We start from the raw sequence: 26,836 nt of genomic DNA on the forward strand, positions 1-26,836 counted from the left end.
CCCTCCAGGGCATAGGCTCACCCTCCCACGGCGCGCCGGGAGGGTGAGTTCTGTTGCGCCTCCCGCACTTCGGGGCCGGGCGCGCCCGCTATGCTGCGCCGCATGACCGATGACCGCCACCGCCGCCCCGAGGACGTCCGCGCCTTCTACGACGCGCACCGCACCGTCCGCCAGTACGAGAACCACGAGGACGGCACACCCCTGCCGCTGCCCGACGATCACCTGGACGTGATCCTGCACGCCGCGCAGCGCGCCCCGACCGACGCGACCGCGCAGCTGTACTCCCTGATCCGCCTGACCCGCCCGGACGTGCGGGCCCGCGTGGCGGACCTGAGCACGAACGCGCACATTGCGACGGCCAGCGAGGCGTTCGTCGTGTGCGCCGATGTGCGCCGCGTGGGCCGCGTACTGGAGGTCGCCGGGAAGCAGCCGGGGCACTGGCCTGCCATCGCCGTGCACTTCGGCATCGGGGACGCCGTCATGGCCGGCACGAACCTCCTGACCGCCGCGGAGATGCTGGGCTACCAGGGCTGCTGGATCGGCGGCGTTCTGAACGGCCTGGATGGCATCATCGATGAACTGAAGTTGCCGCAGGGCGTGCTCCCGTTCGCGGCGCTCACCATCGGCCGGCCCGCCGAGCACGCCCCGTACCGGCCGCGCGTGCCCCGCCCCCTGGTGATTCACACCGACGAGTACCACACCGGGACCGACGACGAGATCCGACACGCGACCGAGGTCATGAACCCCATCGCGGCGCGGGGCGGGCAGCCCGGTGACTGGGCGCGCCTCCTGACCATGTATTTCGGGCAGGGCGGCGGCATGGAGAAACGCGAACCTGCGCTCGTGGCCGCCCTGAAGCGCCAGGGCCTCTGGTCCGGAAACGAGTAAGGCCACAGGGCCGTCCTGGGAGCATGCTGCGCGCCCTGCCGACCTGCCCTGAACCCCAGTCCCGCGCTCGGGCCCTGCTGGCCCTCACGGTCCACGGGGCCGGACTGTGCGTCCTGGCGGCCCTGATTGGCCTGGGCGGCTGGGTACCTGCGCCCACGACCGTCTGGCTGGACCGCGCGGGCACCGTGCTGGTGGTCCTGGGGGGCCTTCCAGACGGCCGGGGTGGACGCCGCCGTGAACGCCGGACTGGGCCGCGGTGGGCGCGGCGCGGGGCTACCCTGGCCGCTGATCCTGCGGCTGGGCGTGGCGGGCGTCACCTGCTTCATTCTGGAAGGCGCGCTGCGGCTGATCTGAAGGTCTGCCCGCCCGGCATGCGGCGGCCTTCGTAGAATGCGCGGGTGAGCGACCCCAAGCCCGCCCCCACCTATGACCTGACCACCCTGGCTGCCCGCGCGGGCGAGGAGGCCCGCCCGAACCGCGCGCCCGCGCTGGTCGAGCCGATCTACCAGAGCACCGTGTACGCCTTCGCGGACCTGGACGACCTGGACCGCGCCATGAGTGGCCAGGAACCCGCCGCGTTCTACTACCGCAACGGCACCCCGAACGCCGCGACCCTGGAGCGCGCCCTGGCCACCCTGGAGGGCACCGAAGCGGCGCTGGTGGCCGCAAGTGGCATGGCCGCGATCAGCGCGGCGCTGCTGGGCGTGCTGAAGGCCGGGGATCACGTGATCACGGACGCCCGAGTGTACGGCGTAACGTACGCGCTGCTGGCCGAGGAATTCCCCCGCCTGGGGATCGAGGTGTCCTTCGTGGACGCCTGCGACCTGAACGAGGTGGAGGCCGCCTTCCGTGAGAACACCCGCGTCGTGCACGTCGAGAGCCTCACGAACCCGCTGCTGACCGTGCCGGACGTGCCCGCCCTGGCCCGCCTCGCCCACGCGCGCGGGGCGCTGCTGAGCGTGGACAACACCTTCGCCAGCCCCGCCATGTTCCGCCCCGCCGAGCACGGCGCGGACCTCGTCACGCACTCGGTCAGCAAGTACCTCAGCGGGCACTCCACGGCGTTCGGCGGCGTGCTGTGCGCCTCGGCGGAACTCGTGGCGCTGGCCCGCACGCGCCTGCTGCGCCTGGGCGGCACCATCAGCGCCTTCGACGCCTGGATGACCATGCAGGGCCTCAAGACGCTGGGCCTGCGCATGCGTGCCCACAGCGGCAACGCGCAGGCCATCGCGGACGTCCTCGTGAACCACCCGCGCGTGAAGGCCGTGTACCACCCGGGCCTCAGTGACCACCCGCAGTTCCACCTGGCCATGGACCTGTTCCCGCAGGGCTTCGGCGGGATGCTCAGCGCCGACATTGAGGACGCGCCCCGCTTCGTGAAGGCCCTGGCCGGACGCATCCCGCTCGCGCCGTCCCTCGCGGACGTCGTGACCACGCTGTCCTGGCCGTGGGGCACCTCGCACCGCCCCCTGCCCGAAGCCGAGCGCCGCCGCCTGGGCATCACCCCGAACCTGCTGCGCCTGAGCATCGGCATCGAGGACATCGGTGACCTGCTCGGCGATTTCGAACGCGCTCTGGACGAGTAAACCGCTGCCGGTGGGTGCAGGTGTCCGGCAGCGGGTGGCAGATTGAACGTCACCTCGCTTACCGTCACCTGCTCTCATGAAGGCGCACAGTGGCGCGCATGACGACCTCCCGTGAAGTGCAGCTCGCCGCGCGCCCCGTCGGCGCCCCCAGAGACAGCGATTTCAACCTCGTGGACCTGAACCTCCCCGCGCCTGCCACCGGGCAGGTTCAGGTGCACAACCTCTACCTGACCGTTGACCCGTACATGCGCGGCCGCATGAACGACGCCAAGAGCTACTCCGCCCCCTTCGCTCTCGGCGAGACCATGACCGGCGGCGCGGTCGGTGTCGTCACGCACAGCGAGGACGCTGCCGTGCCCGTGGGCGCCCACGTCCTGCACGACCAGGGCTGGCGCACGCACGCCAACCTCGACGCAAAGCGCGTGAAGGTGCTGCCCGCACTGCCCGGCGTGCCCCTCAGCGCGTACCTGGGCGTGCTCGGCATGCCCGGTCTGACCGCCTACGCGGGCCTGCTGCGCGTGGCGGAATTCAAGGCCGGGGACGTGGTCTTCGTATCCGGCGCAGCCGGAGCGGTCGGCAGCGCCGTCGGGCAGATCGCCCGCCTCAAGGGCGCCTCGCGCGTCATCGGCAGCGCGGGCAGTGCGGACAAGGTGCGGCACCTCGTGGATGACCTGCGTTTCGACGCGGCCTTCAACTACAAGGACGGCCCGGTCGCCGAGCAGCTCAGGGCCGCCGCGCCCGACGGGATCGACGTGTACTTCGACAACGTGGGCGGCGAGCACCTCGAAGCGGCCATCAGCAGCATGCGCCCGCACGGCCGCGCCGCCATCTGCGGCATGATCAGCCAGTACAACGCCACCGAACCCACCCCCGCACCCCGCAACCTCGTGCAGGTCATCGGCAAGCAGCTCACGCTGCGCGGCTTCCTGGTCAGCCCGCACTACGACCTGTTCGATACCTTCGCGCAGGAAGTCGGCGCGTGGATCGCCAGCGGCGAACTGAAATTCGACGAGACGGTCGTCGAGGGAATCGACCAGACGCCTGCCGCGTTCATGGGCCTGCTCCAGGGGCAGAACACCGGCAAGATGATCGTCAAACTGTAAGGGCCAAGGGGAGAGGGCCGGACACGCCAAGCGTCCGGCCCTCTGTCCTGTGTTCGCTTACGCCAGTGCGGCGATGACGGCGTTCGTGAACTCCTCGGTCCCGGCGGTCCCGCCGAGGTCACGGGTGCGGGGCCCCTCGACGAGCACCTTGTTGACGGCGTTGTCGATGCGGCGGGCCGTCTCGTGATCACCGATGTGATCAAGCATCAGGACGGCCGCCAGCATGGTCGCGGTGGGGTTGCTGATGCCCTGGCCAGCGATGTCGGGCGCGCTGCCGTGCACCGACTCGAAGATGCCGAACTTGTCGCCCACGTTGCCGCTCGCGGCGATGCCCAGCCCACCGACCAGCCCGGCGGCGAGGTCGGAGAGGATGTCACCGAACATGTTCGTCATGACCATCACGTCGAACTGCTGGGGGTTGCGCACGAGCTGCATGGCGGCGTTGTCCACGATCATGGTGCTGGTGTTCAGGCCGTCCACGGTCTTGGCGTGGTCGAGGATGGTGTTCAGGAACAGGCCCTGCGTGACGGGCAGCACGTTGGCCTTGTGCACGACCGTCAGGCGCCCGGAGCGCTTCATGGCGAGGTCCGCGGCGAACTTGCCGATGCGCTCGCTGGCGTCCTTCGTGATGACCGTGTCGGCAATGGCCGTGTCGCCGTAGCGGCGCTCCTGCTCGACGTACAGGCCCTGGGTGTTCTCGCGGACGATCACCAGATCGACGTTCTCGTACGCGCCGGGCACGGGGCGGGTCTTGGTGGGGCGCACGTTGGCGTACAGGCCGTACTTCTGGCGCAGGTGACGGATCGCGCCGAAGAACCCGGCGGGTTTCTCGCCGCTGGGGCTGGTGGCCGCGCCGAACAGGGTCGCGTGGGTGTTCTCCACGGCGTCGTACGTGGCCTGCGGCACGCTGGTGCCGTGGTCGAGGTAGTACTCGTACCCGGCCTCGGCTTCGACGTACTCGGCATCAAAGCCGGCCGCGTCGAGCACGCGGCGGGTCGCGGGGATCACTTCGTGGCCGATCCCGTCGCCTTCAATCAAGCAGATGCGATATTTCGCCATAACCGGTTCAGTGTAAGGCCAGTCACGACTACGCGGTGCAGTCCGCGGCCCCCGCGGGCGTCACCCGCAGCGTGACGGACGGCTCACCCACCCCGAACCTGGAAGCGATTCCGTGCAGGACGTCCCGCACGGAACCGCTTGCGAACAGGGCGCAGGAGGACGTCAGCGCACGCGGAACGTACTGCTGCCCGTCACAGGATGCCCATCCTCCGAGAGGATCTTCCAGGCGATCACGTACGACCCGGACTTCAGATTCGGTTTCAGGGTCAGGGCCAGCCGGGCCGCCGCGCCACTCAACTTGACGGGCTGGTTGGCCAGGGCGGCCGAATGAGCCTTCTCCGCCAGGGCGCGCCGCGCGGCCTCGGCCACCGTGACCCCGGCCGGGACAGCCATCACGCGGAACGTCGAGAAGCGCAACTCGACCGGCTCACTGAACGCCAGAGTCACGGTCTTCGGGGCGGTCACCACCGCGTTCAGGGCCGGGGTCACGCCCGACACGGCGGTGTGGGCAGAGGCGGTGGACAGGGTCAGGGCAGCCAGCAGGGGCAGGATGTTCTTCATGGGACGACCTCCAGGGTCGGGAAGGGGAGAGGGGGGAAGCGGACCTCCCCCCAGGTGAACGGTTACTTGACGGTGGTCCGGCTGGCCGGTCCCTCGGCGGGGTTCGTGTCGTCCCACGCGACGACGCTGCCGTCGCTGTACGTCTGGTAGATCTTCCAGACGACCTCACCCCCTGCGGCCGGGTTCCTCGCCTGGAAGAAGAAGCGGGCGTACTCCATGGGCGCCACGCGGCCCGTCCAGACCACTTCAGTGACGAGGCCACTGGCATCCTTCTTCACGGTGCGCGTGAAGCCGGGCGTGACCTGGAAGCGGCTGATGACGACCCCGGCGGGGACCACAAGGCGAATCTGGGTGGTGGCGATGTCCTTCTCGGTGGGGACGTTCAGGCGGTACGTCTCACTCTTGCCCGCGGCAGACTCGGTCAGGCCGGTCTCGGTACGGACGGTGGCGTGCGCGCCCGCGACGGAAAGCAGCAGGGCGGCAGCCAGGGGCAGGACGGATTTCAGATTGAACATGGGGTGACTCCAGGGTGAATCAGGGAACGCCGCAGGCCACGCAGGCGCGGTCGTCGGAAGGTGAAAGGTAAAGGGCGCACGGGGCACAGGCCGCAGCGCGTGGGCCGCGAGGAGGGCCGGGCCGGGGCCCCATCGCCCGGTCGGGGAGGGGACTCCGGTGGCGGCTGAGGTCAGGCCAGCGGTGGCGCGCGGGCGTCCGCATGCCGCAGCGCAAACGTGACCGGCCCGGCGGTGCGGGTGGTCACGTGGGAAGCGCGCTGGGCCCGTGGGCCGACGCGGGGCCCGTCGGCGGCGGCCAGCGCAAAGCCGGCCGTCAGGCAGAACGGGCAGTGGGTGTCGCCGTGCGCGTGGTGCGGCGGGGCGTTCGGTGCGGCGTCCGTTAGGGCGTGGCCGCCCGCGTGCGCGGCCCCCGCCTCAGTTGTCCGGGGGTCGGATGGGTCGCAGGGGACGCCCGGTACATGCACGTGGACCGTGGCCTCCGCCGCAGCCTCGCGGACGTGTCCGGCTCCGGTGACCGCCTGGGTCAGGGCCCCCACGGTCAGGCCCAGTCCGCCCGCCTCGGGGCTGCGGGTCAGGTGCGCCAGGGACGCCAGGAGCGCGAGCAGCGCCAGCAGCCAGCGTCCCGCCCGGGTCGGGGCGGGGCGCTGGTGGTGGGGCCAGGCTCGCATCGCGCCGAGCATAGCCCGGCCCTCAGGTGAGAATGTCCTGCCGGTCAGCGCGGGAAGCTGGACGCGGGCCGCGCCGGGGGACGCTTTCGGTGCAGGATGGCCGCCGCGATCAGGCCGCCCACGAAGCCGAACAGGTGCGCCTCCCACGACACGGCCGGGTTCGCCGGGAGCACGCCCCAGAGGATGCCGCCGTACAGCAGGAACGCCGCCACGGCCACGCCGATGGCCAGCGGGGTGCGCTCCCACCAGCCCACGCCCAGCAGGTACGCGAGCAGCCCGAACACCAGTTCACTGGCGCCCAGATGCACGCTGCCGCCGCGCCCCAGCAGCCACACCAGCCCGCCGCCGATCAGTACGATCAGCAGCAGCGCCGTCAGGAACCGCGCCACGCCGCGCAGGGCACTCATGAATGTCAGGACGGCCAGCGGCACGGTGTTCGCGATCAGGTGCGCGAAACCTGCATGTAGGAACGGCGCGGTCAGGACGTGCCAGAACGTGCCCGGCGCGCGTGGCTCAATGCCGAACTGGTCCAGCTGCCCGTGGAACACCAGCTGATCGGCGCCCTCCTGCACCCACAGGCCCGCGATCAGAGCGGCGGTGATCCCGGCGGCACGGCCCAGACTGGTGGCGCGCGGGGCGGAGGGAGGCCGGGTGGGTGGGGCGCGCATACCCCCAGCATGCCGCACGCGGGCCGGGGCGCGCGTCCAACCTTGGGTGCAGCTCATGCGCGCGGAGGTAGGCTGCCTGCATGCAAACGCGAACGCTGGGACACAGCGGCCTGACCGTGTCGGTCGTCGGCCTGGGCTGCAACAACTTCGGGGGACGGCTGGATCAGGCGGGGACGACCGCCGTGGTGCGCCGCGCGCTGGACGCGGGCATCACGCTGTTCGACACCGCTGACATCTACGGCAACCGGGGCGGCAGCGAGGAGACCCTGGGCCGCGCGCTGGGCTCAGAGCGGGCGAACATCGTCCTGGCTAGCAAGTTCGGCGTGGACATGGGTGAGGGCAAGAAGGGCGCGCGGCCCGCGTACATCCGCGAGGCGCTGCACGCCAGCCTGCGCCGCCTCGGCACCGATCATCTGGACCTGTACCAGCTGCACACCCCCGACCCGGAGACGCCCATCGAGGACACGCTGGGCACCCTGAACGAACTGGTGCAGGAGGGCCTGGTGCGGGCCATCGGCGTGAGCAACATGCCCGCCGCCGACGTCCGCGCCGCCGACGCCCTGGCCGCGCGGCACGGCTGGGCGCGCTTCACGTCCTGCCAGGACGAGCACAGCCTGCTCGTGCGGGACGTGGAGGCTGACCTGATTCCTGCCATGCGCGACCTGAACCTGGGCCTGCTGCCGTACTTCCCGCTCGCCAGTGGCCTCCTGACCGGCAAGTACCGCGCCGGGGCCGACCTGCCCGAGGGCGCGCGCATCACCGGCAGCCAGGGCGCCCAGGACCGCTACCTGACCGAACGCAACTGGGCGGTCGTGGAGGACCTGCGCGCCTTCGCGGAAGGGCGGGGACACACCCTACTGGACCTCGCCTTCAGCTGGCTGCTGTCCTTCGACGTGACGAGCAGCGTGATCGCCGGGGCCACGAAACCCGAGCAGATCGACGCGAACGTGGGCGCGGCCAGCTGGACCCTCACGCCCAAGGAGCTGGCTGAGGTGGACCGCATCACGAGCCGCTGAGGCGCACCGCGCCTGTCCTTGCGCCCCGCGCGTACCATGCGGGACGTGAAGTTGCCGATCGAGGAGGTCACGGGGGAGGTGCGCGCGGCACTCGCGGCGCATCCCCTGGTGGTCGTGCAGGCCCCGCCGGGCGCGGGCAAGAGTACGGGGTTGCCACTGGCGCTGCTGGACGAGCCGTGGCTGGCCGGGCAGGGGGTCGTGATGCTCCAGCCCCGGCGGGTCGCGGCCCGCGCGGTGGCGTCCAGGCTGGCCGAGGGCCTGGGCCAGGAGGTCGGCGGCACGGTTGGGTACCGCGTGCGCTTCGATTCGCGCGTGTCGGCCGCGACGCGGCTGGAGGTCGTCACCGAGGGCATCCTGACCCGCCGCCTGCAACGCGACCCGGAACTCGCGGGTGTGGGGCTGGTGATCCTGGACGAGTTCCACGAGCGCAGCCTGAACGCCGACCTGGCGCTGGCGCTGCTGCGCGAGGTGCAGGGTGCGCTGCGGGACGACCTGCGGGTGCTGGTCATGAGTGCCACGCTGGACCCGGCGCTGCCCGGGCGCCTGGGCGCGCCACTGGTCGAGAGCGCGGGCCGCGCTTACCCGGTGGACGTGCGGTACCTGCCTGCCGACCCGGTGGGCCGCGTGGAAGATCTGGTGGCGCGGCAGGTGCGCGCCGCGCTGGACGCCGAGCCGGGGGACGTACTGGCGTTCCTGCCCGGCGTGCGCGAGATCCGCGCGGCGGCCGCGCTGCTGTCGGACGTGGACGCGCAGGTACTGCCGCTGTACGGCGACCTGCCGGTGCGCGAGCAGGCCCGCGCGCTGCGCCCCGACCCGGACGGGCGGCGCAAGGTGGTGCTGGCCACCAGCATCGCCGAGACGTCCCTGACCATTGACGGCGTGCGCGTCGTGGTGGACGGCGGCCTGAGCCGCACGCAGGCGTTTGACCCCTCGACCGGCCTGACCCGCATGGTCACGGGCCGCGTCACGCGGGACGCCGCCACGCAGCGCGCGGGCCGCGCGGGCCGCACCGCGCCGGGCGTCGCGTACCGCCTCTGGAGCGAACGGACGCAGCCGATCCTGCCCGCCGCCCGCCCGCCGGAGGTGCTGGACTCGGACCTCGCGCCGCTGACGCTGGAACTCGCGCAGTGGGGCGTGACCGACCCCACGACCCTCCACTGGCTGGACGTGCCCCCAGCGCGCCGGGTCGAGACCGCGCGGGGCGTGCTGCGGGACCTGGGCGCCCTGGACGACGCGGGCCGTGTGACGCCGGGGGGGGCGCGCCTACTGGACTTCCCCACGCACCCGCGCGTGGCGCACCTGCTGACCGCCGCAGACGACCCCGCGCTGGCGGCGGACGTGGCGGCGCTGCTGGAGGAACGCGACCCCCTGCCTAACGGTTCCGGCGCGGACCTGACTGACCGCGTGCGTGCCCTGCGCTCCTGGCGGCGCAAGGACCGCAGTGGGGGAGACGTCGCCGTCATGGAGCGGGCCGAGCGGCTCGCCCGTCAGTGGTGCACCCTCCTGAAGGTTCGGCCCGACGACCGTGACCCCGACCCGTTCGCGGTGGGGGCCCTGGTGGCCCGCGCGTACCCGGAACGCGCCGCCCTGGCCCGCGAGGAGAACAGCGGCCTGCGCCGGGGCCGGTTCCTGCTCGCGGGCGGGCAGGGCGCTGCGCTGCCCGAGGGCGACGCCCTGGCCGGAGCGCGCGCGCTGGCCGTCGCGCACCTCGATGCTGCGCAGGCCGAGGGGCGGATCTTCCTGGCCGCCCCCCTCGATCCGGCCGTGCTGGACGCCGGAGCCGCGTGGGTGGACGCGGTGCGCTGGGACGCGCGCACCGGCACCCTCATCGCGCAGCGGGAACGGCGCTTCGGCGCGCTTGTCCTTGAAGCCCGGCCCCTGCGCGACCTGCCCGCCGCCGCCCGCGTGGATGCCCTGGCCGCCGCGATCCGGGGTGAGGGCCTGCACCTCCTGACCTTCAGCCCCGACGCGCGGGCGCTGCGCGACCGCGTGGAGTCCGTGCGCGCGTGGCGACCGGAGGAAGACTGGCCGGACCTGAGCGACGCTGCGCTGCTGGATACTCTGGAGGACTGGCTCGGCCCGCACCTGGACGGCGTGCGCAGCCGCGACGACCTCGCGCGCGTGAACCTCCTCCCGGCCCTCCAGGCCCGGCTGCCCTGGCCGCTCCCTGCCCGGCTGGACGAGCTGGCCCCCACGCACCTGACCGTGCCCACCGGCAGCCGCGTCCGCCTCACCTACCGCCCCGGCGACGCGCCCATCCTGGCCGTGAAGCTCCAGGAACTGTTCGGACTGGCCGACACGCCCGCCGTGAACGAGGGCCGCACGCCTGTGCTGCTGCACCTGCTCTCGCCCGCCGGGCGGCCCGTGCAGGTCACGCAGGACCTCCGCTCGTTCTGGAACTCCTCGTACTTCGAGGTCCGGAAGGACCTGCGCGGCCGCTACCCTAAGCACCCCTGGCCCGACGACCCCTGGACGCACGCGCCCATGAAAGGCACCAAGAAACGCGGCGTGTGACGGGGGTGTCCGACCCCCGACGGTCCCTCACCTGAGGCAACGTCCGGCGCCGCGCGCTGCCATGCTGCCTGTCATGCGCCGCGCCGTTCTCACCTGTGCCCTGAGCCTCCTCGCCCTGACCGGAGCTTCGCGGGCCGCCGATTACTCGAAGGCACTCTGGTCCTACGCGACGGGCCAGGTCTCCACGTTACCCGATGCGGAGGAACGGACGGGACAGGCGCTGCTCAAACGCATGTGGCGCAAACCTCCCAACGTGCCTGTTGAGGAGATGATGTTCATTTACGCGCCGGGCGTGGGTACAGACTGCTGGGCGATTGCCGTCATGAATCCATCGGGTGGACTGAAGAGTTCTGATTTCGTGGGCACTACGCGCTCGCACGTCATCAAGACCCAGCAGGCCAGTACGGGGCAGTGGATGGTGCAATCGCAGCTGGACGCCGGAATGTTTAAAGGTCTTTACGTGCTTGAGGGACAGGTCCGTGTGCGGGATGGACGGTGGGTTCACATGATCGTTCTCGTGACCTCGCAGATGATGCGGGAGGATGTGATGCGCGCGGCAATCCGCTGATCAGGGTTTGCGTGCGGTGAACAGGGTGCGGGTGAAGGCGTAGTACACGCGGTCGCCGGGGTAGACGGCGTGGAGGCGTTCGCGGTAGGCGGCCAGGAAGCGCTGTTGGTCCGGTTCGTTCAGCCGACTCAGGTACGGGACGAGGGCGGTGCCCTTCGTCCAGGCGATCAGGCCGTCCGCGCCGCTCAGCACGGTGGGGTAGACCTTGCTCAGCGCGGCGATGTCCGTGCCGCCCAGGTCATCCAGGAGTTCGGCGTACCGGGCGGGGGTGAGGACGGGGGACGCGCCGTGCGCGGTGCCGAAGCGGGCGTAGCCGCCCAGTTCGTCCTGAAACTCCAGCGCGGTGTCCGTCAGCAGGCGGTGGCTGGGGTGGTCGTGGTTGGCGGGGACCTGCACGGCCAGCACGCCGCCGCCTCGCAGGTGCGTCCACAGGTGCGCCAGGAGGGCCGGGTGGTCCGGTACCCACTGGAGGGAGGCGTTGGCGTGGATCAGGTCGTAGGTGCCGCTTAACTGGCTGAGGTCGCCCTGCTGGAAGTGGAGGTTGGGGGCCTGCTGGGTTTGCGCCCGCTCCAGCATCTCGGCGCTCTGGTCGAGTCCGGTGACCTGCGCGTGTGGGAAGCGCCGCGCGAGCGTGAGGGTGTGGTCGCCGGTGCCGCAGCCCAGGTCGATGACGCTGGCGTAGGCCTGGTCGGGAATCAGGGCGTGCAGGTCGCGGACGGGTGCGCTGCGGGCCTCGCGGAAGAGGTGGTACTGGTCGGGGTTCCAGGTCATGGGCTCAGCGTAGGCGGAGCATCGGGCGGTGTGTGCGTACCTCAGTGGTAACAGCAAGGCATGTGGCTGTGAGCGATCAGAGAAACCCGCCCGGCGTCAGGCGCGTGGGCGGGCAGCGATGTTCAGTGTGGTGTTACAGCAGGCGGGCGAGGGTGCCGCCCAGCAGCATCAGCAGCAGCAGACTCAGGGTCAGCGTCAGGAGGCTGCCCGGCGTGGGGCGCCCATGCTCGTCCCGGCCCCGCCAGATCAAGCGGCCCGCCCCGGATGCTGCGGCGTGGGGTGCTGAGGCGCAGGGTGCAGGCTGCCCAGCGCGGCCTTCAGGTGCTTGTACACCTCACGCTGAAGGTCCAGATCCTCGGGCAGTTCGTAGCGCAGCTGCTCCATGGCCTGCATCAGGTGCGCGCCGCCGGGCGTGCGCTCGTGGTCGGGGCGGGCCCAGTCGGGCAGTTCGGGCGTCTGGGTGGGCTTGCGCCCCGCGTCGTCCCAGTCGGCCCAGGTCTTGGGCAGGTCGTACAGGTAGCGGCCAATGCCGAAGTGCACCGCGCAGCGTTTCAGCGCGTCGCTGGAGGCGGCCTTCAGGGTGCCCAGGTCACCTTCGGGGGCCTCGCCGATGTCCTCGCGGGTGACGCCCAGGACGGTCAGGCGGCCTTTCACGGTGGGCTGGCGGGTGCCGGGAATCACTTCAATCTCAAAGGTCCACCCGTCGGGGCAGATGGCGTCCAGGCGGTCCTGCACCGCGCGGGCGTCAATGTGCGCGAGCATCAGCGCGCGGCTGCGGTCCCGGCTGTAGGCGGCAGGTTTCCACGCCACCATGTGAGCGGGAAACGGGGCCTGAAGTCGTTTCTGAACATCGCTCAGTTTCATGCGTTTAGTTTATAACAGAATGGAATTACGGTCAAGACAGAATGACCCGCTGGTCGGAGAGAGGGGCAAGTCGGCATGAGAGTCCATCCAGCACAGCTCTCAGCTCTGAGTCATGAGCTGTGAGCACCCGGCTGCCTTCGACCACCCTCAGCGCATACCGCTTCCCGCGCACCGCCCCCCCTTCCATCGACAAGGCCACACACCTGCCCCCCCTCGTCCCCTAGCATGCTGGGCATGAGCCGCACGGCCACCGTCACCCGAACCACCAGCGAAACGGACATCACCGTCCAGCTCGACCTCGACACCACCAGCTACGAGCACCCCCAGACCGGGCACGGCTTCCTGGACCACATGCTCGACGCCTTGGCCCGCCACGCCCGCATCGGCCTGACCGTGCGCGCCACCGGCGACCTGCACATCGAACCGCACCACCTCATCGAGGACACCGGCATCACCCTCGGACAGGCCCTCACGCAGGCCCTCGGCGACCGCAAGGGCATCGAACGGTACGGCAGCGCCTTCGTGCCCATGGACGAGACCCTCGCGCACGTCGTCCTTGATCTGTCGGGCCGCGCGCACCTCGCCTTCGAACCCGAAACCCTGAACGTCTGGGGCGACGCGGGCGGCATGACCCATTACCACCTGCGTGAATTCCTGCGTGGCCTGTGCAACCACGCGGGCATCACCCTGCACGTTCGTCTCCTCGCGGGCCGCGAGGCGCACCACGTCATTGAGGCCATCGTGAAAGCCGTCGCGCGCGCCCTGCGGGACGCCGTGCAGGTCACCTCCCAGACCATGCCCAGCACCAAGGGCAGTCTGTGACCGCCCCCTCCACCGAACGCCCCGAGGTCCTGCTGCTCGACTACGGCGCCGGAAATGTCCGCAGCGCCGCAAAGGCCCTCGAACGCGCGGGCATGACCGTGCGTGTCAGCAGCGACCCTGCCGACGTCCCCAGTGCCCGCGCCCTCGTGGTGCCCGGGCAGGGGCACTTCCGGCAGGTCATGGACGCCTTCGACACCAGCGGCTTCCGCCAGCCCGTCCTCGACGCTGCGCGGGGCGGCACGCCCATCCTGGGCATCTGCGTCGGCATGCAGATGCTCCTTGAAGGCAGCGAGGAAGCGCCCGGCGTGCAGGGCCTCGGCCTGATCCCCGGCACCGTCCTGCGCTTTCCACAGGACACCCAGCGGAAGGTGCCGCAGATGGGCTGGAACAGCCTCGACAAGGTCGGCGACAGCCCCCTCCTGAACGACCTCGCGTGCCCCGCGTACGCCTACTTCGTGCACTCCTACTACGTGCCCCTGACCGTAGACGTCGACGCGGGCGCCATCACCGAGTACGGCGTGCCCTTCTGGGCCGCGTTCAGTCACGGCAACCTCCACGCCACGCAGTTCCACCCGGAAAAAAGTGGCGCCGTGGGCCTCGCCATCCTCGAACGCTTCCGCCGCAACGTTCTGGAGAACTGAGCTGTGACGGCCCGGACGGTCACTGTGAACTGCGCCGCAGTGCAGGACGAGACCGAATTCTGGGCTGCCTTCATGCGGGACGTCCCCGACATCCATCCCGGGTTCGGCCGGAATCTCGCTGCTTTCCGGGACGCGCTGTGGGGAGGCCCCGGCTGGCCTGATGCCCACGAGGTGAGATTCACGAACTCGGAGTCACTCGGATCCCTGCGTGGGGACACCTTCAAGCAGTGCCTTGAGGAGATCGCCCGCGAGGTCAATGCCATGCGGCTCGTGTTCTCCTGAGCGCAGGCCGATCGCTGGTCAGCCGGGCCGGGCCGTGCTCATCAATTCACGGGCCAGTTCAGCCGCGAGCAGGGGCCCGAGCAGGAAGCCCTTGCTGCTCAGGCCGGTCAGCCGCCACGTGCCACCCTCCTGCGGTCCGGCGTTCAGGCCGGAGAGGCGCGTGCCGGTCCAGTGCCCGGTGACGCGCGCGCCGCGCAGGTCGGTCAGGGCGGCGCCCTTGCCGAGCAGCCACCCCAGCGACGCGAGGGGCAACCCATCCGGCGTCCAGGTGGGGGAGGGGGTCTCGAAGGTCGCGCCGAGCACCCCGCCGCGCGCGTCCGGGGCGAGGTACGCGCCGAAGCTGAGGGCGACGCGCGTGACGGCCCGGTCGAGGGTCAGGAGGGTGCCGCGCCGGTGCGTGGCGGCCTCGCCGCGCCACGTGACGCCGACCGAACCGCTGCAGAACACCACGGCGTCCCCGCTCAGTGTTTCGCCGCCTGCCAGGGTGACGGTGCGGGCCGTCCAGTCCTGCGCGCGTCCGGTGACGACCGGCGCGCCGGACGCCTGCACGAGGGCGCACGTGAAGGCGGGGCCGTCCACCCACCCGCCGTCCGGGAGGTGCAGGACGTGCCCCCAGCCGGGCGCCAGGGGTTCCGGCGCGTCTGCCGGGCTCAGCCACGCGTGCTTCAGCGCGGCGGGGAGGTTCCGTTCGAAGCGGGCGCGGGCGCGGTCGTCCGGGATGGGCCGCAGCACGCCCGATTGCGCGTGTGGGACGGAGAAACCGGCCGCATCCAGCTCGCGCAGCAGCGTCCACGTGAAGCGCATGCCGTCCAGCGCGCGGGCGTCCACGCCGCCCGACTGGCCGCGCACCGGGTTGATCAGGGCGCTGGGCACGTCGCTCGCGCGGTGCACGCCCGCGTCCACGACCGTCACCTGCGCGCCCGCGCGGGCCAGGAAGTACGCCACGCTGGTCCCAGCAATGCCCGCCCCGATCACGAGAACGTGCATCAGCCCTCCCGCACGGCGCGCACGCACTCGCGTTTGCCGGGCGCGCCGGGGCGGCGGTCCACGCGCAGCCCGGCGGCCTCCAGCGAGCGGCGCACGTGCCCGGCGGCGCTGTACGTGCCCAGAACGCCCCCCGGCGCAAGGGTGTGGGCCAGTCGCGCCGTGAACGCGGGTGTCCACACGTCCGGATTGCGGCTCGGCGAGAAGCCATCCAGGTACAGCGCCGTCGCCCAGCCTGCGGGCAGGTCGGCGGTCAGGACGTCCGCGAACGTGACGCGCAGGGTCGCGCCGCCCGCCGTGACCTCGATCTCGCCGCTGCCGCCGCCCGATTCGGGCCACGCGTCCAGCAGCGCCCGCCACGCGGGGTGATCCTCGGCATCCCCGCCGCGCGCCACGTCCCGCAGCAGGGCGCGGGGGGCTGGGTCGAACTCGAACGCGTGGTACTCCAGTGGGACGCCGCGCGCCGCGCAGCGGGCCAGGGTCGCGCGGGCGTTCACGCCCACCCCGAAGCCCACCTCCAGCACGCGCGGGGCGGGGTGCTCGTGCGTGCCCGTGCCCTCCACGAACACATGCCGCGCCTGCGACGCCGCGCCGTGCCGCGACCCGTACGCCTCGCCGAACCGGGCGTTCAGGGCGGTTCGCGACCCGTCGGGCGTGACCAGCACGTTTGCTGGCGCGTCAGGAGAGGAATCACTCATGCCGCGCAGGATACCGGTCTGATACCTGAGTCGCAGGACGAACAGAACTTGCGCGGAGCTCTGGCACTGCATGTGCGTCATCGGGAGGTGCACCCTCCTACCGGAACGGGAGAGGACCTGACCGGCGTCCTCTGGGTCATTGCAGTCCTCCTGAACCGTGACCCGCTGCTGCCCTCCTAACCGGGTGTACACTGGCGACACCACAATTCTGTGTCTCCTGCGTGCGTTCGCCGGTCGCTGCTGCCCCTCCCGAGGGTGCTTCGGGGAAGGAATGGTGATCTTTCGTGCCTCACCGCATTGTGAGTCTGGCCGCGCACAGCGGCACCGGGAAGACGACGCTGGCTGAGGCCCTGCTGCTCCGCGGTGGGGTCCTTTCACGTGCAGGCTGCGTCGAGGACGGCACCACCCGCAGTGATCACACGGACGCGGAGAAGGCGCACGGGTTCTCGATCCAGACCGGGGTGCTGCGCCTGAGTCACGAGGGCACGGACGTGACGGTGCTGGACACGCCGGGCTTCGCGGATTTCGTGCGAGAGATCCGGGGCGGGATTCGCGCGGCGGACAGCGTGCTGGTGCTCGTCAGCGCGGTGGGCGGCGTGGAGGTCGGTACGGAGCGCGCCTGGGCCACGGCGGACCGTTTCGGGATGCCGCGCGTGGTGGTGGTGAACAAGATGGACCGCGAACGGGCGGACTTCTTCACGGTCCTGGCCGACGTGAAAGCCAGCCTGAAGGGCCCGGTGGCAGCGGCGTTCCTGCCCGTGGGGGAGGGCCCGGACTTCCGCGGAGTGGTAAACGTCCTGACAGGCGAGGTGAGCCCACCACAGGAGCTGCCCCCCACCCTGACGGGCGCGCTGCGTGAGGCGCGGGACGCGCTGCTGGACGCCATCGTCGAGACGGACGACGACCTGATGGGCCGCTACCTGGAAGGCGAGGCCATCGGGGATAAGGAACTGGAGGCGGCGTACCTGCGGGCGGTCCACGCGGGTACCCTCTACCCGGTGTTACCCGTGAGTGCCGTGAGCGGTGTAGGGCTGGACGTGTTGCTGCACCTGATGGTCACGGGGCTACGCAGCGCCCGCGAGCGCGGCCCCCTGACTGGCGTGGACGGGCAGACCCGCGAACCCACTCCGGATGCCCCCCTGAGCGCGCGGGTGTGGCGGCTGTCCATCGACCCGTTCGTGGGCAAGGTCGCGTACATCCGCGTCTGGAGCGGCACGCTGCGTCCCGGCGACACGCTGCGCAATACCTCGCAGGACGTGGACGTGCGCCCCATGCACCTGTACGTCCCGAACGGCAAGGACCTCACCGAGGTATCCGAACTGCCTGCCGGGAGCATCGGCGTCCTGACGAAACTCCCGGACCTGCACGCCGGGGACACCCTGGCCGACCCCGCCCAGCCCATCACGTACGACCCGCTGTGGCTGCCCGACCCGGTCCACACGGTCGCCATTCACCCCGCCACCCGCCAGGACGAGGACAAGCTGGGTGCGGCCCTCGCGAAACTGCGCGAGGAGGACCCCACCCTCCACTACGCGCGCGAACCGCAGACGGGCGAGCAGCTCCTGTCCGGCATGGGTGACATGCACCTGGGCATCGCCGTGGAGAAGCTGGCCGCGCAGGGCGTCACCGTGACCACCACCCCGCCCCGCATCCCGTACCGCGAGACCATCCACGCCCCCGCCGAAGCGCAGGGCAAACACAAGAAGCAGAGCGGCGGGCACGGACAGTACGGCGACTGCAAGATCCGCATCGAGCCCGGCGAGGGCTTCGCGTTCCGGTCCGCCGTGGTGGGCGGCGCCATCCCCGGCAAGTACATCCCCAGTATTGAGAAAGGCGTGCAGGACGCCATGCAGCGCGGCGCGCTGGCTGGGTACCCCATGCAGGACGTCCACGTCACCGTGCTCGACGGCAGCTACCACGACGTGGACAGCAGCGACATCGCCTTCCGCACCGCCGGCAGCCTCGCCCTGAAAAACGCCGTGGCGAACGCCCGCCCGGGCCTCCTCGAACCCGTTATGCAGCTGCGGGTCCGCGCCCCAGCCTTGTTCACCGGGGACCTCATCAGCGACCTCCAGACCCGCCGCGCCCGCGTGCAGGGCATGGACCCTGAGGGGACCGTCATCACCGTCACCGCCCTCGTACCGCAAGCTGAACTCCAGTCGTACAGCGCTGACCTGCGCTCCCTGACCGGCGACCGCGGCGCGTTCAGCGTGAAAGCCCACGGGTACCAGCCCGTCCCGGACCACCTTGCCAAGAAGATCATTGAGGCGCGACAGGGCGAACTCGCCCAGGCGTAGGCGTTCAGGGCCCCAGGTGGGGGAAGATGTCTCGAATCACGCGGCCGTTCCGGAAGGTGGTGACCTGATCGCCCCGGCCAGGAGCGCCCAGGACCGTCCAGGTGGGCGCTTGCAGCAGCGTGTCCACGTCGGTCAGGGGTTCGTCAGGTGCGCCGCGCAGCCACAGGAGTTGCGTGGCGCTCAGGCCGACGCTGGAGTCCCGGGGATGGCCGATGAGGCGTTGCACGCTGTCGGGTGGCGGCGTGAAGCTCAGCGTGCGGTTCAGGTGGGTCAGATCTGTGAACGCGACCCGGATGGTGGGGCAGGACTTGACCTCCAGGCCCTGCCACCAGCGGGCGAGGGGACCAGGGCCGCTGCTGCCTGAAACCCACTGGACCGGGCCGCGTGGTTCCAGGGTCAGGATGATCGCCTGCGGCACAGACTGGGCGGGGCGGTGGCCGTCCACGCCGATCTCCACGAGGCGCGGGCCGGTCTGCTCGACCTGCGTGACGCGGACCGGGGTGCTCAGCGGCACGGCGTATTCGATGGTGCCGTTCCCCCGGACGCAGCGGAGTGGACCGCCGGCGTACACCCAGACGTCCCGCCCGGCCAGCCGCGCCAGTTCCGGCGGGAGGGTGTCGGCCGGGGCGCGGCCGGCGACCAGCAGAGGCAGCAGGATGGGCCAGGGGCGCATGGCTCTGGCATACCACGGGTGTCCGGCCAGCGCGTCCTCTTATGGCCGTTCGCGGCGTAGCATCCGGGGCATGACTTCACCCGCCCGCATCATTGCCGATCTGCGTTCCGATACCGTCACGACCCCCACGCCTGCCATGCGCGAGGCGATGGCGCAGGCGCCGGTGGGGGACGACGTGTACGGCGAAGACCCGACCGTGAACGAGTTGCAGGCCGAGGTGGCCCGCCAGACGGGGCACGAGGCGGGGCTGTTCATGCCGTCGGGCACCATGACGAATCAGGTGGCGATTGCGCTGCACACCCGGCGGGGTGAGGAGGTCATCTGCGCGGAGGGCTCGCACATCTACGAGTGGGAGCTGGGCATGATGGCGGCCTTCAGCGGCGTGGTGCCGCGCTTCGTGCCCGCGCCGCTGGGCGTGCCCGCCCCGGAGGACGTGCGCTCGGCGATCCGCCGCAGCATCCACCAGTCGCCCAGCGGGCTGATCAGCCTGGAGAACACGCACAACAAGGCTGGGGGCACCGTGATTCCGCTGGACGTCCTGGCGGGGATTCGCGCGGTGGCGACCGAGGAGGGCCTGCCGCTGCACCTGGACGGTGCGCGGGTGGTGAACGCGGCGGTGGCGTTGGGTGTGCCGCTGCGGGACGTGACGGGCCTGTTCGACACGGTTAGCGTGTGCCTGAGCAAGGGCCTGGGCGCCCCGGTGGGCAGCGTGCTCGTTGGCAGCGCGGCGGCCATGAAGCAGGCGCACCGCTACCGCAAGATGATGGGCGGCGGCATGCGGCAGGCCGGGGTGCTGGCCGCCGCCGCACTCGTGGCGCTGCGTGAGGGCCCCGCCCGGCTGGCGGAGGACCACCGCCGCACCCGCGTTCTGGCGGAGGCGCTGGTCAACGCGGGCTTTGACGTGAACCTCGCCGCTGTGCAGACGAACATCATCTACGCCACCCTGCCGGACGCGGCCACGCACGCGGCCCGCTGGGCGGAGCAGGGCGTGCTCGCCAACGCGCTGGGGCCGGACAGCGTCCGGTTCGTACTGCACCATCAGGTGAGCGACGAGGCGCTGGACGGAGCAGTCCGCGTGCTGACTGCCTGACGCGGGGTGCCGGGGCGGCTCACGCCTCAACTTTCCGTTGATGTGCCCGCCGCCCTGCGCGCGGTAGGCTCGGGGGCATGACTGTTCCAGAGCCCCCCCTGACCCGTGTGCCGCCCGCTCCGCCTGCCGCGCCCGCGGGGGTGCGGGCGGTCAGCGGGAACCGGGCGGCGCTGGCGCTGCTGGTGGTGCAGAACGTGGCGTCCGCCCTGCTGGTCGCGGCGGGCCTGCCGCTGGGGACCGCGCTGCTGGGCACCTTCGCCGTGGTCGTGCTGGTGGGCCTGACGCTCTTCCGGGGCACGCTGGGGGCCCTGTTTCAGGATTCACGCTGGCGCACGCCGCCGTCGTGGGGCATGGCGCTCGCGGCGTTCGCGCTGGCGTTCCTGGCGTCGCGTGCGTTCGTGCTGGCCTTCGTGACGCTGGTGCCGTCGTCGGCGGACGCGGTGCCGCAGTTCCTCAGCCGGGGCGCGGACGTGTGGGTGCTGATCCTCGCGGCGGGCGTCCTGATTCCCATCGCCGAGGAGGTCGCGTTCCGGGGCCTGCTCATGCGTGGGCACGAGCGCGCGGCTGGTTTCACCGTGGCGGCCCTGACGAGCACGCTGGTGTTCTCGCTGGCGCACGGCGTGCCCGCCAGCATCGTGGGGATCCTGCCGCTGGCGTACGTCCTGGCCCGCATCGTGCAGCACACCGGCAGCCTGTGGAACAGCGTGATCGTGCACGCGCTGAACAACACCATCGCGGTGGCGCTGGGCAGCGTGCTCGCGGGCCGCCTGCCGACGGATGCGGGGCAGGCGACCGAACTACTGAAAAATGAGGCGCTGCGCCTGCCGCTGGCCGGAGGCGCGGCGCTGTTCGGGACGGTGGTGCTGGTCGTCCTGCACCTGTGGCTGACGCCGAAGGCGGACCCGCAGGTGCGCAGCGCGCCCGGCCCGTGGCTGAGTGGGGCGTTCGTGGTGATGCTGCTGTTCGGCCTGAGTGCTGCCGCGTTCACGATTCCTGGCGTGGCGCAGTGGGCGACGGACCTGCGTGGAGCGCTGAGGTGACTGACCCTGCCCGGCCTGGCCTGTGGGCGCGCCTGCGGGCATTCGCGCGGCACCTGAAAGCGGAACTGCTGGCCCTGAGCCACGCCGCGCGGGACCCGCGCACCCCCTGGTACGCGCGGGCGTGGGCGCTGCTGGTGCTCGCGTACGCCCTGAGTCCCATTGACCTGATCCCGGATTTCATTCCAGTGCTGGGGCAACTCGATGACCTGCTGCTCGTCCCGGCGGGATTGTGGGTGGCGCTGCGCCTGATTCCCCCCGAGGTGCTGGCGGACGCCCGGCGCGCCGCAGCCGAGCACCCGGAGAAACTGGCGCGCAGTGCCCTCGGCGCGGCGCTGATCGTGCTCGTGTACGCTGCGCTGATCGTGCTGGCGTGGGCGTGGTGGCGTTCCCGCAGCGGGTAAGCGCGTAGCATGCGGGCACTGATGGCCCGCTCCCGCACGCCCACCCCCGCCCGCTCCGCTGCCTCCACGCCGTCCGCTCCGGCTGACGCGCCGCTGCCCACGTCCATCCTGGCGGGCCCACGGTTGTTCGCGCGTGCCCTCGCGCAGACCGAACCGCTCATCTGGCGGTACCTGGGCGTCGTCGCGCTCGCCGCCATCCTGTCGGGGGGCGCGTACGCGGCGTTGGTCCGGCCCGCCGTGAACCTCGCCGCAGAGGTGGCCGGGGGCGCGGCGCCGCTGGCCACGCACGCGCTGAACGTGATTGGCGGGGCGTTCCTGTCCATGTTCACGTTCCTGCTCATGTGGGGTCTGGGTCTGCTTGGCGCGGGCCGCGCGGGCCGCCCCGCCGAGGTGTTCGGCGCGACCTTCGCGCTGCTGCCGCCCCTGTACGCGCTGGTCATCGTTCTGAGCTTCTTGATTCCCGACGGCGCGTGGCGTCCCACGGCGGACGCGCTTGCGGCGGCTGGGAAGGACCCGAATGCCGCGCAGCGCCTGGGACTGGCGGGCCTGAAGACCACCTCGGCGGCGTTCCTGCTGCTCGTGGTCACGCTGGTGGCGCCCCTGGTTCAGTCCGGCCTGGCATTCGTGGCCTTCCGGGAACTGACGGGCCGGGCAGGCCGCGCGGCGCTGGGGGCGCTGCTGCCGCTGCTCCCGGCACTGGCCGTGGGGTTCATTGCGCTGGCGCCCGTGCTTCTGGCGCGCTGAACGCGAACCGCCCCGCGTGGAGGCGGGGCGGGGAAGAGGTGGGATCCGGTCAGAACACGCTCTTGGCGGGTTCCCACAGCCGCCACAGTTCGTACAGCCCAATCAGGAGGTGCAGCACGACCTTCGCGGCAATCCCGGCCAGTAGGCCGATCAGGGTGCCCCAGGCGCTGCGCAGCGCGTCCATGGGCGCCTTGCGGACAATGAACAGTTCGGCGATCAGCGCTCCGGCCAGTGGCCCCACGATCAGGCCGAACGGGATGATCGGGAAGATGCCCACGATCCCGCCGATGATCGCGCCCCACACGGCCTGCCTGCTGCCGCCGTACTTGCGGGCGCCCCACGCCGAGGCGACGTTGTCTACCATGCTGATCAGGATCGTGATGACCAGGAACGTCAGCAGGAACGGCAGGTCCGGCCAGGGCTGGAAGCCGTCGACCAGGGTGGCAGCGACACTGCCAATGAAGATGATGACGGTGGCGGGCAGGGCGGGCACGAAGGTGCCGATCATGCCGATCACCCACGCGACGAGGAAGATCAGGAACGCGAGACTCACGCGCCTCAGTACGGCCCGGGCCGTGCGAACGTTCCCGTACGCCCCAGTGGCATAGCAGAAGAAACCCCCACCGAAGTGGGGGTGTTTGGTTGCAGGGACAGGATTTGAACCTGCGACCTCCGGGTTATGAGCCCGACGAGCTACCAGACTGCTCTACCCTGCGTTACTCTGGTTCTTCTTTTCGCTCTTTCTTCGCGTTGCCGCGTTCAGTGCTCAGGAATAGTATCTCCCGTTTCCGGATCTGTCAACACCTGGGCTCACGGCGTGCCGCGCGACAGTCCTGCACGCTGGGCGCCGGGTACGCTGGGCGGCGTGAGCACGCCCGAACCGACCGCCATCCAGACCCGCAAACTGCGGCACATCGAGGCGTGCCTGCGGCCCGACAGCCAGTACGCCCGGCAGACCACCGGGCTGGCGGAAGTGGCGTGGCCGTACCGGGCGCTGCCCGAGCGCAACCTGGAGGATGTGGACCTGCGCACGAGCTTTCTGGGCCGCTCGCTGGCCGCGCCGGTCCTGATCGGCGCGATGACCGGTGGGGCCGAGGCGGCTGGCCGAATCAACCGCAACCTCGCGCTGGCCGCGCAGCGGCTGGGGACCGGCATGATGCTGGGCTCGCAGCGCGTGATGCTGGAACGCCAGGAGGCCGCCGCGTCCTTTCAGGTGCGGGACGTCGCGCCGGACATTCCCCTGATCGGCAATCTGGGCGGCGCGCAGTTCCTGCTGGGCTACGGCCCGGAGCAGGCGCGGCGCGCGGTGCGGGAGGTCGGAGCGGACGCGCTGGCCATTCACGTCAATCCGCTGCAGGAGGCCCTGCAGCCGGGCGGCGATACCCGCTGGGCGGGCCTGCTGGACCGCCTGGCCGAGGTGATCCCTGCCCTGGACTTCCCGGTGATCCTGAAAGAAGTTGGGCATGGGCTGGACTCCGCGTCGGCCGCCCTGGCCGCCCCGCTGGGGTTCGCGGCGCTGGACGTGGCGGGCGCAGGCGGAACCAGCTGGGCGCGTGTCGAGCAACTCGTGCAATTCGGCACGGTGCGCACCCCGGACCTGTGCGATCTGGGCGTCCCCACCGCGCAGGCCCTGCGGGACGCAAAGCTCGCGGCCCCAGGCGTGCCCCTGATCGCGTCAGGCGGTATCCGCACCGGCCTGGACGCCGCGCGCGCCCTGTGCCTGGGTGCCGAGGTGGTCGCCGTGGCCCGCCCGCTCCTGGAACCTGCCCTGGACAGCGCCGAGGCGGCCGAGGCCTGGCTGGCGAACTTCATCCACGAACTACGCGTGGCCCTCTTCGTGGGCGGGTACGCCAGCGTGAGCGACCTGCGCGGCTGAACGGAGCGCCTGACGGGAACCCTCAAGTTGGCCGCGCCAACGCTGGACACCAGAAAGCGGCGGAATGAGGGTGAATTCCGCCGCGCCTCACATCACTGGTCCTTACATGTTGTGCAGGACGTTCATGATGTCGCCGTCCTTCATCACGTACTCCTTGCCTTCCGTACGCACCCAGCCCTTGCCCTTCGCTCCGGCCCAGCCGCCGGCCTCGACCATCTTGTCCCACTCGATGACCTCAGCGCGGATGAAGCCGCGTTCCAGGTCACTGTGGATCTCCCCGGCTGCCTCGGGCGCCTTCTCACCGCGGCGGATCGTCCAGGCCCGCACTTCCTTCTCGCCACTCGTGATGAACGTGATCAGGCCCAGCGTGTCGTACCCGACCTTCACCAGTTGATCCAGGCCGCTCTCCTGCACGCCCAGCTCCTCCAGGAACAGCCGCGCCTCGTCCTCAGGCATCTCGGCCAGTTCCCCCTCAATCTGCGCGCTGATCTTCACGACAAGGGCGCCCTCGGCCGCGGCATACTCACGTACCTTCTGCACGTACTCGTTGTCCTCAGACAGGTCGTCTTCACCAACGTTCGCCACGTAGATCACGGGCTTGTTGGTGATCAGCCCGAACTCCTTCGGGATGGGCGCATCGTACGTGCCCGCACGGGCGGGCTTCCCCTCTGACAGCACGGCGATGATCTGCTCAGCCAGCGCCGCCTGCTCCTTGGCGTCCTTGTCGTTCCCCTTGGCCTTCTTCTGGAGGTTCTGGAGGCGTTTTTCCAGGCCGCCCAGATCCGCGAGAATCAGCTCGGTATTGATCGTCTCGATATCGTCAATGGGGTCCACGCGGCCCGCCACGTGAATCACGTTCCCATCCTCGAAGCAGCGCACCACGTGCGCGATGGCGTCCACCTCACGGATGTTCGCCAGGAACTGATTCCCCAGGCCCTCACCCTTGCTGGCGCCCTTCACGAGGCCCGCGATATCCACGAACTCCACGAACGTCGGAATGATCGGCGGCACGCGCTCACCCTTTGTGAACACGCGGCTCAGCGCAGCCAGACGCTCATCGGGGACGGTCACGCGTCCCACGTTCGGCTCAATGGTCGCAAACGGATAGTTCGCGGCCAGTGCCCCAGCACGCGTGATCGCGTTGAACAGCGTGCTCTTCCCAACATTCGGCAAACCGACAATTCCAATACTTAGTCCAGAACCCATAACACTTTCCTCCCGCCGCGAAGCGGCAACCTCGTCAGTTTACCGGTTTCCGTCCTGCGCCTGCCCGACGTGACACCGTCTGAACCTCCAGGTGAGGGTAGAGGTGTGAGTGGCACACCGCGAACTTCGCCGGTTCGGCCAGCGCCTTGAGGTGGCGCTGAACATGCAAGGGGTTCAGAACACGGCGGCCCTGAAGAAAGTGTCCTCCGTGGCAAGGACGTACACCTCCACCCAGAGCGTGGGGAGGCCAAACCAGAGGGGCGTGTTGCGGCCGATGACGGCGCCCGCCTCGAAGGCGGCAGGTTGAGGATGTACGCCTTGTACGTGATGCGTTGAGGGCCCCACGATGTGCTGAGAGTGATGAACCCGAGGGCTGGCCCGGCGTAGATTCTGGTCCAGTGCCCCGCCTCGCAGAGCGTGTCGTCCCCCATGATCTGCCTCCTGAACAGACCCATCATGATCGGAAGCGGGTGACAGTGAGGTGCTGCGGACCACTCGGGCCAACATACCGGCGAACGTTGAGGCTGCTGAGCAGCTCGCGCCGCTCGGCGGGGCGGGTCACACGCTCCACGGCTTTAAGGAACGCAGAGGTGCTTTGGGGGCGTACTCAACCCTCAGGTGCGCCAGCTCCGCCACATAGGGTGCCGTTAGGCTTTCCTGACCCCTTGGGGATGTGCCCGGCGGCGTAGGGTTCCCAGGCACGGACAACGGCCGCTTCAAGCTCAGCGACCCGCGCAGGAGAGAGGGTGACCGGTGGGGGCGGCAGGACGTCCGGTAGGCACTCCAGGCGTTTCAGCTTGGCCCACAGGTGCGCCCACCACGCCTCGCTCACGTTGCCTGGGCGGTGTTAGGTGGTGTCGTGTACGGCTCAGGCCCCCCTGCCGGACTGTCTCAGCGCGTTGGCGCGCCAGCGGTGGCAACCTCGTCTTGCATGGACGGCCAGCGCGACGGCGCTGCCGCACTGGGTGCAGTGGACTTCCCGGCTCGCAGGAGGCTGGTGTTCCGCGGCTCACTCGCGCAGGTGTGCAGGTGGTCCCACTGCCCCGACTTGCTGATGAGGTTGAATCGGAGAGTGATGATTTGGCCCCTGGTGTGGCGTGCGCAGCGGTCATTGCTGAGGATGTTCTTCACGCTCTTCAGCGTCCCGCAGATGCCTCAGGCCTGCGGTCCAGTCAGTGCTGCCCGGCTGACTGGTCAGCCGTCTGGTCCATTTAGCGTGTCATTTTTTGCTGCGATTTAGAGCCTGAGGACAGAACGGAAGCACGATGATGCGTCGTGGCAGACTTGACCTATGCCCCGTC

The 26,836-nt window shown here is 70.5% G+C and carries 28 protein-coding genes and 1 tRNA gene; 16 read left to right on the forward strand and 13 right to left on the reverse strand.

Features of this window, described 5'->3' with window-relative positions; all coding sequences use genetic code 11:
- Window positions 1-102: 102 nt before the first annotated feature.
- The 4 genes from IEY63_RS16955 (at window position 103) to IEY63_RS16965 (ending at window position 3,577) form a co-directional block, all read left to right on the forward strand.
- Window positions 103-888 (forward strand): nitroreductase family protein, encoded by a 786-nt coding sequence (locus tag IEY63_RS16955; protein ID WP_189070174.1) that lies wholly within the window; start codon window positions 103-105, stop codon window positions 886-888.
- A 222-nt stretch (window positions 889-1,110) separates the two neighbouring features.
- The gene (locus tag IEY63_RS22510) at window positions 1,111-1,242 is read left to right on the forward strand and encodes a hypothetical protein (RefSeq protein ID WP_268239673.1); all 132 of its coding nucleotides are present in this window, start codon (window positions 1,111-1,113) and stop codon (window positions 1,240-1,242) included.
- Window positions 1,243-1,286: 44 nt separating this feature from the next.
- Complete coding sequence (locus IEY63_RS16960; RefSeq protein ID WP_189070175.1) at window positions 1,287-2,474, forward strand: trans-sulfuration enzyme family protein; 1,188 nt, start codon at window positions 1,287-1,289, stop codon at window positions 2,472-2,474.
- Between the two features lie 98 nt (window positions 2,475-2,572).
- Complete coding sequence (locus tag IEY63_RS16965) at window positions 2,573-3,577, forward strand: NADP-dependent oxidoreductase (RefSeq protein ID WP_189070176.1); 1,005 nt, start codon at window positions 2,573-2,575, stop codon at window positions 3,575-3,577.
- Between the two features lie 57 nt (window positions 3,578-3,634).
- Here IEY63_RS16965 and IEY63_RS16970 read toward each other — a convergent pair whose 3' ends face one another.
- The 5 genes from IEY63_RS16970 to IEY63_RS16990 all read right to left on the reverse strand — a co-directional run bounded on the left by IEY63_RS16970 (window position 3,635) and on the right by IEY63_RS16990 (window position 7,048).
- On the reverse strand, window positions 3,635-4,636 hold the full coding sequence (locus IEY63_RS16970) for an isocitrate/isopropylmalate dehydrogenase family protein (RefSeq protein ID WP_189070177.1): 1,002 nt from the start codon (window positions 4,634-4,636) through the stop codon (window positions 3,635-3,637).
- Between the two features lie 162 nt (window positions 4,637-4,798).
- Window positions 4,799-5,197, reverse strand: a complete 399-nt coding sequence (locus tag IEY63_RS16975; RefSeq protein WP_189070178.1) for a copper resistance CopC family protein — start codon at window positions 5,195-5,197, stop codon at window positions 4,799-4,801.
- A gap of 62 nt (window positions 5,198-5,259) precedes the next feature.
- Window positions 5,260-5,712 (reverse strand): DUF1775 domain-containing protein, encoded by a 453-nt coding sequence (locus IEY63_RS16980; RefSeq protein ID WP_189070179.1) that lies wholly within the window; start codon window positions 5,710-5,712, stop codon window positions 5,260-5,262.
- A 170-nt stretch (window positions 5,713-5,882) separates the two neighbouring features.
- Window positions 5,883-6,380, reverse strand: coding sequence for a hypothetical protein (locus IEY63_RS16985; protein ID WP_189070180.1), 498 nt, complete (start codon window positions 6,378-6,380; stop codon window positions 5,883-5,885).
- Between the two features lie 44 nt (window positions 6,381-6,424).
- On the reverse strand, window positions 6,425-7,048 hold the full coding sequence (locus IEY63_RS16990) for a rhomboid family intramembrane serine protease (RefSeq protein ID WP_189070181.1): 624 nt from the start codon (window positions 7,046-7,048) through the stop codon (window positions 6,425-6,427).
- Between the two features lie 80 nt (window positions 7,049-7,128).
- On the opposite strand from IEY63_RS16990, the gene IEY63_RS16995 reads away from it, so the two are divergent.
- The 3 genes from IEY63_RS16995 to IEY63_RS17005 all read left to right on the forward strand — a co-directional run bounded on the left by IEY63_RS16995 (window position 7,129) and on the right by IEY63_RS17005 (window position 11,146).
- On the forward strand, window positions 7,129-8,064 hold the full coding sequence (locus tag IEY63_RS16995; protein WP_189070182.1) for an aldo/keto reductase: 936 nt from the start codon (window positions 7,129-7,131) through the stop codon (window positions 8,062-8,064).
- 36 nt (window positions 8,065-8,100) lie between these two features.
- Window positions 8,101-10,578: an ATP-dependent helicase HrpB gene (gene hrpB / locus IEY63_RS17000; protein ID WP_189070206.1), complete on the forward strand. Its 2,478-nt coding sequence runs from the start codon at window positions 8,101-8,103 to the stop codon at window positions 10,576-10,578.
- A 73-nt stretch (window positions 10,579-10,651) separates the two neighbouring features.
- Complete coding sequence (locus IEY63_RS17005; RefSeq protein WP_189070183.1) at window positions 10,652-11,146, forward strand: hypothetical protein; 495 nt, start codon at window positions 10,652-10,654, stop codon at window positions 11,144-11,146.
- On the opposite strand, the gene IEY63_RS17010 is transcribed toward IEY63_RS17005, so the two are convergent.
- Window positions 11,147-11,917 (reverse strand): methyltransferase domain-containing protein, encoded by a 771-nt coding sequence (locus IEY63_RS17010; RefSeq protein WP_189070184.1) that lies wholly within the window; start codon window positions 11,915-11,917, stop codon window positions 11,147-11,149. It abuts the gene before it with no gap.
- Between the two features lie 246 nt (window positions 11,918-12,163).
- A complete protein-coding gene (locus tag IEY63_RS17015; RefSeq protein WP_189070185.1) occupies window positions 12,164-12,781 on the reverse strand; it encodes a Rad52/Rad22 family DNA repair protein in 618 nt (205 codons plus the stop codon).
- A 234-nt stretch (window positions 12,782-13,015) separates the two neighbouring features.
- Between IEY63_RS17015 and hisB the strand changes: the two genes are divergently transcribed.
- From hisB to IEY63_RS17030, 3 genes are read left to right on the forward strand one after another with little or no spacing between them, the layout of a single operon-like run.
- Window positions 13,016-13,603 carry an imidazoleglycerol-phosphate dehydratase HisB gene (hisB, locus tag IEY63_RS17020; protein ID WP_062157632.1) on the forward strand — a complete coding sequence of 196 codons (588 nt, stop codon included), beginning with the start codon at window positions 13,016-13,018 and terminating at the stop codon, window positions 13,601-13,603.
- Window positions 13,600-14,244, forward strand: coding sequence for an imidazole glycerol phosphate synthase subunit HisH (gene hisH, locus IEY63_RS17025; protein ID WP_189070186.1), 645 nt, complete (start codon window positions 13,600-13,602; stop codon window positions 14,242-14,244). Before hisB ends, hisH begins: the two co-directional genes overlap by 4 nt.
- Window positions 14,245-14,247: 3 nt before the next feature.
- Window positions 14,248-14,526, forward strand: coding sequence for a barstar family protein (locus IEY63_RS17030; RefSeq protein WP_189070187.1), 279 nt, complete (start codon window positions 14,248-14,250; stop codon window positions 14,524-14,526).
- A gap of 18 nt (window positions 14,527-14,544) precedes the next feature.
- On the opposite strand, the gene IEY63_RS17035 is transcribed toward IEY63_RS17030, so the two are convergent.
- Entirely contained in the window at window positions 14,545-15,513 is a 969-nt protein-coding gene (locus IEY63_RS17035) for an NAD(P)/FAD-dependent oxidoreductase (RefSeq protein WP_189070188.1), read from the reverse strand.
- Complete coding sequence (gene mnmC2 / locus IEY63_RS17040; protein ID WP_189070189.1) at window positions 15,513-16,208, reverse strand: tRNA (5-methylaminomethyl-2-thiouridine)(34)-methyltransferase MnmC2; 696 nt, start codon at window positions 16,206-16,208, stop codon at window positions 15,513-15,515. Before mnmC2 ends, IEY63_RS17035 begins: the two co-directional genes overlap by 1 nt.
- Before the next feature lie 284 nt (window positions 16,209-16,492).
- On the opposite strand from mnmC2, the gene IEY63_RS17045 reads away from it, so the two are divergent.
- On the forward strand, window positions 16,493-18,505 hold the full coding sequence (locus tag IEY63_RS17045; RefSeq protein ID WP_189070190.1) for an elongation factor G: 2,013 nt from the start codon (window positions 16,493-16,495) through the stop codon (window positions 18,503-18,505).
- Between the two features lie 4 nt (window positions 18,506-18,509).
- On the opposite strand, the gene IEY63_RS17050 is transcribed toward IEY63_RS17045, so the two are convergent.
- Window positions 18,510-19,178, reverse strand: coding sequence for a hypothetical protein (locus IEY63_RS17050; RefSeq protein ID WP_189070191.1), 669 nt, complete (start codon window positions 19,176-19,178; stop codon window positions 18,510-18,512).
- A 70-nt stretch (window positions 19,179-19,248) separates the two neighbouring features.
- Between IEY63_RS17050 and IEY63_RS17055 the strand changes: the two genes are divergently transcribed.
- The 4 genes from IEY63_RS17055 (at window position 19,249) to IEY63_RS17070 (ending at window position 22,453) form a co-directional block, all read left to right on the forward strand.
- Window positions 19,249-20,268, forward strand: a complete 1,020-nt coding sequence (locus tag IEY63_RS17055) for a threonine aldolase family protein (RefSeq protein ID WP_189070192.1) — start codon at window positions 19,249-19,251, stop codon at window positions 20,266-20,268.
- Between the two features lie 77 nt (window positions 20,269-20,345).
- The gene (locus tag IEY63_RS17060) at window positions 20,346-21,308 is read left to right on the forward strand and encodes a CPBP family intramembrane glutamic endopeptidase (protein ID WP_189070193.1); all 963 of its coding nucleotides are present in this window, start codon (window positions 20,346-20,348) and stop codon (window positions 21,306-21,308) included.
- A complete protein-coding gene (locus IEY63_RS17065) occupies window positions 21,305-21,709 on the forward strand; it encodes a YkvA family protein (RefSeq protein WP_229784779.1) in 405 nt (134 codons plus the stop codon). Before IEY63_RS17060 ends, IEY63_RS17065 begins: the two co-directional genes overlap by 4 nt.
- A gap of 21 nt (window positions 21,710-21,730) precedes the next feature.
- Window positions 21,731-22,453 (forward strand): hypothetical protein, encoded by a 723-nt coding sequence (locus IEY63_RS17070; RefSeq protein WP_189070194.1) that lies wholly within the window; start codon window positions 21,731-21,733, stop codon window positions 22,451-22,453.
- A 49-nt stretch (window positions 22,454-22,502) separates the two neighbouring features.
- Here the strand turns inward: IEY63_RS17070 and IEY63_RS17075 are convergent, their stop codons facing one another.
- Both IEY63_RS17075 and IEY63_RS17080 read right to left on the reverse strand, forming a co-directional pair.
- A complete protein-coding gene (locus IEY63_RS17075; RefSeq protein WP_189070195.1) occupies window positions 22,503-23,006 on the reverse strand; it encodes a DUF456 domain-containing protein in 504 nt (167 codons plus the stop codon).
- An 86-nt stretch (window positions 23,007-23,092) separates the two neighbouring features.
- Window positions 23,093-23,169 (reverse strand) — tRNA-Met (locus tag IEY63_RS17080).
- Window positions 23,170-23,318: 149 nt separating this feature from the next.
- Between IEY63_RS17080 and fni the strand changes: the two genes are divergently transcribed.
- The gene (fni, locus tag IEY63_RS17085) at window positions 23,319-24,329 is read left to right on the forward strand and encodes a type 2 isopentenyl-diphosphate Delta-isomerase (protein ID WP_189070196.1); all 1,011 of its coding nucleotides are present in this window, start codon (window positions 23,319-23,321) and stop codon (window positions 24,327-24,329) included.
- Between the two features lie 102 nt (window positions 24,330-24,431).
- Here the strand turns inward: fni and ychF are convergent, their stop codons facing one another.
- Window positions 24,432-25,535 (reverse strand): redox-regulated ATPase YchF, encoded by a 1,104-nt coding sequence (ychF, locus tag IEY63_RS17090; protein ID WP_189070197.1) that lies wholly within the window; start codon window positions 25,533-25,535, stop codon window positions 24,432-24,434.
- Between the last annotated feature and the right edge of the window lie 1,301 nt (window positions 25,536-26,836).

Origin of the sequence: Deinococcus radiotolerans, from assembly GCF_014647435.1 — a bacterium.
Classification (GTDB): domain Bacteria; phylum Deinococcota; class Deinococci; order Deinococcales; family Deinococcaceae; genus Deinococcus; species Deinococcus radiotolerans.